Origin of the sequence: Blastomonas sp. CCH1-A6, assembly GCF_001556365.1 — a bacterium.
Taxonomy (GTDB): domain Bacteria; phylum Pseudomonadota; class Alphaproteobacteria; order Sphingomonadales; family Sphingomonadaceae; genus Blastomonas; species Blastomonas ursincola.
This window is the reverse complement of the sequence record NZ_LSIS01000538.1, coordinates 22,368-29,457: the sequence shown is the minus strand read 5'-3', so window position 1 is coordinate 29,457 and position 7,090 is coordinate 22,368. Positions and strand designations below refer to the sequence as shown.

General features: G+C 65.7%; 9 protein-coding genes. 4 read left to right on the top strand and 5 right to left on the bottom strand.

Features of this window, described 5'->3' with window-relative positions; all coding sequences use genetic code 11:
* Window positions 1–239 (top strand): AMP-binding enzyme (locus AX735_RS23230; RefSeq protein WP_446471857.1); only part of this gene is annotated, 239 nt, incomplete at its 5' end.
* Window positions 240–320: 81 nt separating this feature from the next.
* Window positions 321–1,886: a glutamine-hydrolyzing GMP synthase gene (gene guaA, locus AX735_RS23225; protein ID WP_066284995.1), complete on the top strand. Its 1,566-nt coding sequence runs from the start codon at window positions 321–323 to the stop codon at window positions 1,884–1,886.
* Window positions 1,887–1,889: 3 nt separating this feature from the next.
* On the opposite strand, the gene AX735_RS23220 is transcribed toward guaA, so the two are convergent.
* Together AX735_RS23220 and AX735_RS23215 are read right to left on the bottom strand one after the other, a co-directional pair.
* Window positions 1,890–2,648: an NYN domain-containing protein gene (locus AX735_RS23220; protein WP_066284994.1), complete on the bottom strand. Its 759-nt coding sequence runs from the start codon at window positions 2,646–2,648 to the stop codon at window positions 1,890–1,892.
* A gap of 38 nt (window positions 2,649–2,686) precedes the next feature.
* Window positions 2,687–3,307, bottom strand: a complete 621-nt coding sequence (locus AX735_RS23215; RefSeq protein ID WP_066284992.1) for a pyridoxamine 5'-phosphate oxidase family protein — start codon at window positions 3,305–3,307, stop codon at window positions 2,687–2,689.
* A gap of 94 nt (window positions 3,308–3,401) precedes the next feature.
* On the opposite strand from AX735_RS23215, the gene lipA reads away from it, so the two are divergent.
* Complete coding sequence (gene lipA / locus AX735_RS23210; protein ID WP_066284991.1) at window positions 3,402–4,343, top strand: lipoyl synthase; 942 nt, start codon at window positions 3,402–3,404, stop codon at window positions 4,341–4,343.
* Between the two features lie 7 nt (window positions 4,344–4,350).
* On the top strand, window positions 4,351–4,815 hold the full coding sequence (locus AX735_RS23205; RefSeq protein ID WP_060979118.1) for a type II toxin-antitoxin system RatA family toxin: 465 nt from the start codon (window positions 4,351–4,353) through the stop codon (window positions 4,813–4,815).
* On the opposite strand, the gene AX735_RS23200 is transcribed toward AX735_RS23205, so the two are convergent.
* The 3 genes from AX735_RS23200 to AX735_RS23190 are packed head-to-tail and all read right to left on the bottom strand — an operon-like array spanning window position 4,773 to window position 7,038.
* Window positions 4,773–5,276: a CinA family protein gene (locus tag AX735_RS23200; protein ID WP_066284989.1), complete on the bottom strand. Its 504-nt coding sequence runs from the start codon at window positions 5,274–5,276 to the stop codon at window positions 4,773–4,775. The genes AX735_RS23205 and AX735_RS23200 overlap by 43 nt on opposite strands.
* Window positions 5,273–5,827 (bottom strand): hypothetical protein, encoded by a 555-nt coding sequence (locus AX735_RS23195; RefSeq protein WP_066284987.1) that lies wholly within the window; start codon window positions 5,825–5,827, stop codon window positions 5,273–5,275. Before AX735_RS23195 ends, AX735_RS23200 begins: the two co-directional genes overlap by 4 nt.
* Complete coding sequence (locus tag AX735_RS23190; RefSeq protein WP_066284985.1) at window positions 5,824–7,038, bottom strand: bifunctional 2-C-methyl-D-erythritol 4-phosphate cytidylyltransferase/2-C-methyl-D-erythritol 2,4-cyclodiphosphate synthase; 1,215 nt, start codon at window positions 7,036–7,038, stop codon at window positions 5,824–5,826. The genes AX735_RS23195 and AX735_RS23190 overlap by 4 nt, the downstream gene beginning before the upstream one ends.
* Between the last annotated feature and the right edge of the window lie 52 nt (window positions 7,039–7,090).

Sequence of the window (7,090 nt, the reverse complement as noted above, 5' to 3'; positions counted from 1 at the left end):
TGGCCGATGCGGCGGTGGTCGGCATGCCGTCGGAGCGCTGGGGCGAGACGCCAGTCGGCTTCGTCGTCGCCGCGCCGGGATATGCGCTCGACCTCGGCATCCTGCTCTCGGAGGTGAATGCGGAACTCGGCAAGACCCAGCGCTTGAGCGCGCTCTACCCGATCGACGAACTCCCGCGTAGCCATATCGGCAAGATCCTCAAGACCGACCTGCGCGCGATGCTGGCGGAGGGCGTATAGCATTTCACGCGAAGCCGCGAAGGCGCGAAGAAGGGCGCTCGCCACTGGACTCGTCGGCACGTCCCAACTATCGGCTCATCCATGACCATCGCCCATGACGAATCCGTGCTGATTGTCGATTTCGGCAGCCAGGTGACGCAGCTGATCGCCCGCCGGGTGCGCGAGGCGGGGGTGTATAGCGAGATCGCCCCGTTCAGCAGCGCCGAAGCCGCGTTCCACCGGATGAAGCCCAAGGGCATCATCCTCTCGGGTGGCCCCGCATCGGTAACCGAGGAGGGCAGCCCGCGCGCACCGGACGCGATCCTCAATTCGGGCCTGCCGATCCTGGGCATCTGCTATGGCCAGCAGACCCTGACCCAGCAGCTCGGCGGCACGGTCGAGGGCGGCGGTGAGAAGGGCGGCGAATTCGGCCGAGCGTTCATCGAGATTACCGACCGCTGCCGGCTGTTCGATGGCCTGTGGAAGGAAGGCGAGGCGCATCAGGTGTGGATGAGCCATGGCGACAAGGTCACCGCGCTCGCGCCCGGCTTCCGCTCCGTCGCTTCCTCGCCCGGCGCACCCTATGCGGTCATCGCCGATGACGAGCGCTGTTTCTACGCGATGCAGTTCCACCCCGAAGTCGTGCACACACCCGATGGCGGCAAGCTTATCGCCAATTTCGTGCGCCATGTCTGCGGCTGTCGCGGCGACTGGTCGATGGCCGAGTTCAAGGCCGCCAAGATCGCGGAGATCCGCGCGCAGGTCGGCAGCTCGCGCGTGATCTGCGGGCTTTCGGGCGGCGTCGACAGTGCGGTGGCGGCGGTGCTGATCCACGAGGCGATCGGCGACCAGCTGACCTGCGTGTTCGTCGACCACGGCCTGATGCGCATGGGCGAGGCCGACCAGGTAGTGAGCCTGTTCAAGGGCCATTACAACATCCCGCTGGTGCATGTGCAGGCCGAGGCGTTGTTCCTGGGCGGGCTGGCGGGCGTCACCGACCCCGAACAGAAGCGCAAGTTCATCGGCAAGACCTTTATCGACGTGTTCGAGAGCGAGGCGCGCAAGATCGGCGGGGCCGAATTCCTGGCGCAGGGCACGCTCTATCCCGATGTGATCGAGAGCGTCTCGTTCACCGGCGGGCCTTCGGTCACGATCAAGAGCCATCACAATGTCGGCGGTCTCCCCGAGCGGATGAACATGAAGCTGGTCGAACCCTTGCGCGAGCTGTTCAAGGACGAGGTGCGCGCGCTGGGCCGCGAACTCGGGCTGCCGGACGTGTTCGTCGGCCGCCACCCGTTCCCGGGACCAGGCCTTGCGATCCGTATCCCCGGCGAAGTGACGCGCGAGCGCTGCGACATCCTGCGCAAGGCCGATGCGATCTATCTCGACGAGATCCGCAATGCCGGGCTGTACGACGCGATCTGGCAGGCCTTTGCCGTGCTGCTGCCGGTCAAGACCGTGGGCGTGATGGGCGACGGACGCACCTATGACAGCGTCTGCGCGCTGCGTGCGGTCACTAGCACCGACGGCATGACGGCGGATATCTATCCTTTCGACGCCAGCTTCCTGCAGCGCACCGCGACCCGGATCATCAACGAGGTCAAGGGCATCAACCGCGTGGTCTATGACTATACGTCAAAGCCGCCCGGCACGATCGAGTGGGAATGAGCCTCAGCGCAGCCGCTTGACGAAAAGCCCACCATTTTCGCGCCTTTCGGTGACGAACTGAGGCGAGGCTTCGAACATGTCGAGCAGTCGCGCAAAGCCGTGGTTTCGGACGTCGAAGCTGGACCGATTGCCCGCCAGCTTGCCCACCTCGCTGAGCGAGGCGAAGCCGCGCTCGTCGCGCTTGCTCGCCTGATAGGCATCGATCAGCAGCTTGATCACCTCATCATCGATGGCGCTGCCACCTGCGGAAGGCTTCGGCTCGTGTTTTGGCGCGGCCTTGGATGACGTAGCGATTTCCGCTTTCTTTTCGGCGCTCTGGACCTTGATCAGCGCGCCCACATCGATGAAGCGGGTGCATGCCTGCTTGAACGCCTCGGGCGTCTTTTCACCGCCAAAGCCATAGACCGGCAGCCCGTCCTGCCGGATTCGCTGTGCCAGCGGCATGAAGTCGCTGTCCGAACTCATGATGCCGAAGCCGTCGACCCGGCCCCGGAACAGCAGGTCCATCGCATCGATGGTCATCTTCATGTCGGTGGCGTTCTTGCCCTTGGTCAGGTCGAACTGCTGCTGTGGCTCGATGCCGAACTTGTGGACGATATCCGCCCAGCCTTTCAGCGCGGGCTTGCGCCAATTCGCATAGGCGCGGCGGATGTTCACCGTACCCAGCTCGGCCAGCACGGTCAGCACCGGGTCGATGCCGGCCGGGCTTGCATTGTCGGCATCGATCAGCAGGGCGATATTAGGGGGTGTTTCTTTTGCCATGGCAGACGGTGGCCGCTGCCGCGCTCAAATGCAACGGGTCATGGAACCAGCCATTGGCCGTGCCAGCTGCCATCCGGTTGCAGGCGGAAGATCGCGCGGCGGTGGCCTGTATGCGCGAGGTGGAGGAACTCGATCGTTTCGATCCTCGCCAGCAGCACCGCGAAATTGGCGCGGCCGGGGGCGACTTCGGCGTCGTTCTCGGGCTTGCGGCCTTCTATGTCGGCGGGCAGGCCCGATACCGGGATATCCGAAAGCGTGCCCGGCGCAGGATCGGCGAGATAGCAGCGGCGGGCGAACAGCGTCGCGTCGTTCCAGGCCTTGTCCGCCGTTTCGCCGTCCGTCTCGATCCGGCCCGTGCCAGAGAGGCGGAACTGGCGCTTGGCAGCAGGATCGTAGGCGAGCACCGAGATCGGCGCGCCATCGCCAAGCTCATCGACCTTGGCGGCTCTGGAGTCGGTGTGGAAGCGCAGCGTAGCCGTCGCCGGATCGAACGCGCGCAGCACCATCACGCGCTGGCTGGGCGTGCCATCGGCGCGGACGGTGCCGATCACCGGCGTGTGCATCGCGCTGCGGCGATCCTTGCTCGCGCGCCCGAGACGGCGGAAGATGTCGGCGCGCACCTCGTCCAGATCGTCGATCACCTCATCCAGCGGATTCATCGCGGCACCCCTTTTTCTTGCGAGAAGCCGATCTAGTCTGTGCCCAAGCTTTTACCAGTGGAAGTGCGCTTGGCCCTGCGCTAAAGCGCGCAGCATGAACGAGATCACGCCCATCGAGACGCCCGAAGGCCGACCGGCCCGTGTCCGCAAGCCCGACTGGATCCGGGTGAAAGCCCCGACCAGCAAGGGGTTCAACGAGACGCGCAAGCTGATGCGCGACCTCAATCTCAACACCGTGTGCGAAGAGGCGGCCTGCCCGAATATCGGCGAGTGCTGGACCAAGAAGCACGCAACGGTGATGATCCTGGGCGATGTCTGCACGCGGGCCTGCGCGTTTTGCAACGTCAAGACGGGCATGCCGCGCAAGGTCGATGCCAGCGAACCACAGCATGTTGCCGATGCCGCAGCTTCGATGGGGCTCGAGCATATCGTCATCACCTCGGTCGATCGCGACGACCTGGCCGATGGCGGCGCGAGCCAGTTCGTCAAGGTGATCGAGGCGCTGCGCCGGACGACGCCGAGCACAACGATCGAGATCCTCACCCCCGATTTCCGCAACAAGCACGAGGCGGCGGTCGAAGCGATCGTCGCGGCGCGGCCCGATGTGTACAACCACAATCTGGAAACCGTGCCCCGGCTATATCCCACCATCCGTCCCGGTGCGCGCTATTATGCCTCGCTGCGCCTGCTCGAGATGGTCAAGCGGCTCGACCCGTCGATCTTCACCAAGTCCGGCATCATGCTGGGCCTGGGCGAGGAACGGCTAGAGGTGCACCAGGTGATGGACGACATGCGCTCGGCCGATGTCGATTTCCTCACCATGGGCCAGTATCTGCAGCCGACGCCGCGCCATGCCAAGGTGATCGATTTCGTCACGCCCAAGGCGTTCGATGCCTATGCCGCGATCGCGCGCGCCAAGGGCTTCCTGCAGGTCGCATCGAGCCCGCTCACCCGCTCCAGCTATCATGCCGGCGAGGATTTCGCAGAGATGCGCGCTGCGCGAGAGGCGAAACTGGCGAAGCAGGCGGCGCGCTGAGGCGATCATGCCCTCGCACCGCGAAACCCGTCATCTGCCCTTCCGGCCCGACCAGATGTACGATCTGGTCGCGGATGTGGCGCGCTATGCCGAGTTTCTGCCCTGGGTGATCGCGACCCGCGTCAAGTCGGACAGTCCGCACGAGATGGTCGCGGACATGGTCGTCGGCTTCAAGCAGCTGCGTGAGAAGTTCACCTCGCGCGTGCGCAAGGTGCCGGGTGAAAAGATCGAGGTCGAATATCTCGACGGGCCGCTCAAGAATCTTGAAAATGTCTGGCAGTTCGCCAGCGACGGGCAGGGCGGCTGCACCGTCGATTTCTATGTCTCGTTCAACTTCAAGAACCGGTTGTTCGAATCGCTCGCCGGGCAGTATTTCGACCGCGCCTTCCGCAAGATGGTGAGCGCGTTCGAGACGCGCGCGGCCGAGCTTTACGGCAGCAGCAGTTCCAGCGCGACCATAGCCGCCTCCTGACGGATTTCGGAGCGGCTGAGCGAGGGATCGAAATTCTTCTGCTCGGCGCTGATGTCATTCTCGTTCTGGCCGCGCAGCGCGCAGGCGAAGACCACCGTTCCCACCGGTTTGCTCTCCGACCCGCCGCCGGGACCTGCAATGCCGGTGATCGCGACCGCGACATCGGCATCCGAATGCTTCAGCGCGCCGCGCGCCATGCCCCAGGCGACCGCGACCGAGACCGCACCGAACGTGTCGATCAGTTCGGCGCTGACGCCCAGCGACTCGATCTTGGCCTCGTTCGAATAGGTGACGAAGCCGCGCTCGAGCACCTCGGAGCTGCCCGGAATTTCGGTGATCGCCGCACAGACCAGCCCGCCGGTGCAGCTTTCGGCGAGCACGACCTTGCGGCCCGCAGCGGCGTTTTCGGCGACGACGCGCGCGGCGAGCTCGGTGAGCGAGGGCGGGAACAGGCCGGTCATTGGTTCGGACCTTCGCAGATCGTGAAGGGGTTGGACTTGGCCTGACCGGGCTTCTTGTCGTTCTCCCCCAGCTTCAGGAAGGCGACGAGGAGCTTGCCGACATTTTCCGGCGGGAGCGGTTCGAGCGCCGAATAGAATTCGTCGATCGTGCCGCAATCCTCGGGCTTGATCTCCTGCTCCACCAGCGCGCTGATCGTCGCCAGCAACAGCGGACGCACGACATCGGGGCTGGTGCCCTCGGGCAGCGGCAGTTCGAAGGCCGAGAGGAAGGCACGCCCCGCCTGCGGCCAGGCCCGGTCGGCAGCGGGCCGATAGACCTGAGTGATCCGGGTCGATGCATTGCGCAGCGCCGATCGCACGGGCAGGTGCGGCGCGCAGGCCTTTTGCGCGCTGGTGAGCGCGTCGGGTAGCGCGCTGATGGCCACCGATTGCGCCTCGGCCGGGGTCAGGCACTTGGCCGCCTGCGCGGCATGCGCGGTCTGGCTGGCAAGTGTGCCGACGACCGCAAGCGCGGTCAGACTGGGCATCATGCGGCGAAGCAAGCGGGTCATGCGCTGGCATCCTGTGCTGAAGGAGAAGGGAAGGGGGCGAGGACGGTGGCGACCGCCTGGGCGGCGATACCCTCGCCGCGCCCGGTAAAGCCGAGGCGCTCGGTGGTGGTCGCCTTGACCCCGACCTGATCGGGATGGAGCTGCAGAATATCGGCAATGCGCTGCTGGATCGCCCGCTTGTGCGGACCTATCTTGGGCGCCTCGCAGATGATCGTGAGGTCGATATTGGCGATCTCGGCGCCTCTGCAGCGCACCAGCGAGGCGGCGTGCGCGAGGAAGCGTGCCGAGTCCGCACCGCGCCATTGCGGATCGCTCGGCGGGAAATGCTCGCCGATATCACCCAATGCCATCGCGCCAAGCAGCGCATCGGTAATGGCGTGCAGCGCGACATCGGCATCGCTGTGCCCGACCAGCCCGCGATCATGCTCGATCCGGATCCCGCCAAGCCAGAGCTCCTCACCCGCGGCCAAGCGATGCACGTCATAGCCAAGGCCCGTGCGCGGCATGGTGGCAGTGCGCGGAGTATCCATCGCGAAATCCTCAGCAAAGGTGATTTTCTTCAGCGCTTCATCGCCCTCGGCCAGCGCCACGTCCAGCCCAGCCGCGCGCGCGATCTGGCTGTCATCGGTGGCCAGCGCACCTTGGGGCCAGGCGAGATGCGCCGCAAGGATCGCATCGAAATGAAAGGCCTGCGGGGTCTGAATGCGCCACAGACCCGCGCGATCGACCGCAGCCTGCATCAACCCGGCGTCGCCGCGCGCAAGGCTGTCGACCACGGGCAGCACGGGCACCGCGCCGGGTTGCATGTCCAGCGCCCAGTCGAGCCGGTCAAGCACCGCCGACGCCAGGTGCGGGCGCGCGGCATCATGGATGAACACCCGGTCGCTGCCGCCCTGCGCCGCGATTGCCAGCAATCCCGCGCGTACGGAATCGCTCCGCTCCGCACCGCCAGTAACGAAGCTGACATCAGCTAGCCCTGCCAGCGCCGCCTCGGCCTGCGCCTGCTGCCCTTCGCCGATCACCACCATGATGGCGCATTCGCGCGGCCAGCCGACAAAGGCCTCGACGCTGTGCCGTAGCAGCGGCTTGCCCTGATGCAGCGCATATTGCTTGGGAATATCGCCCCCGGCGCGCAGCCCCTTGCCCGCCGCGACGATTAGCGCGGTGCGGCGAAGGCCTGGCTGGCCCGCAAGGGACGGTGCATCGTTCATCGGGCAGGGCGCATAGACCAAGTGCCGCTTGCTCGCCAGCGGCTTTGCGATT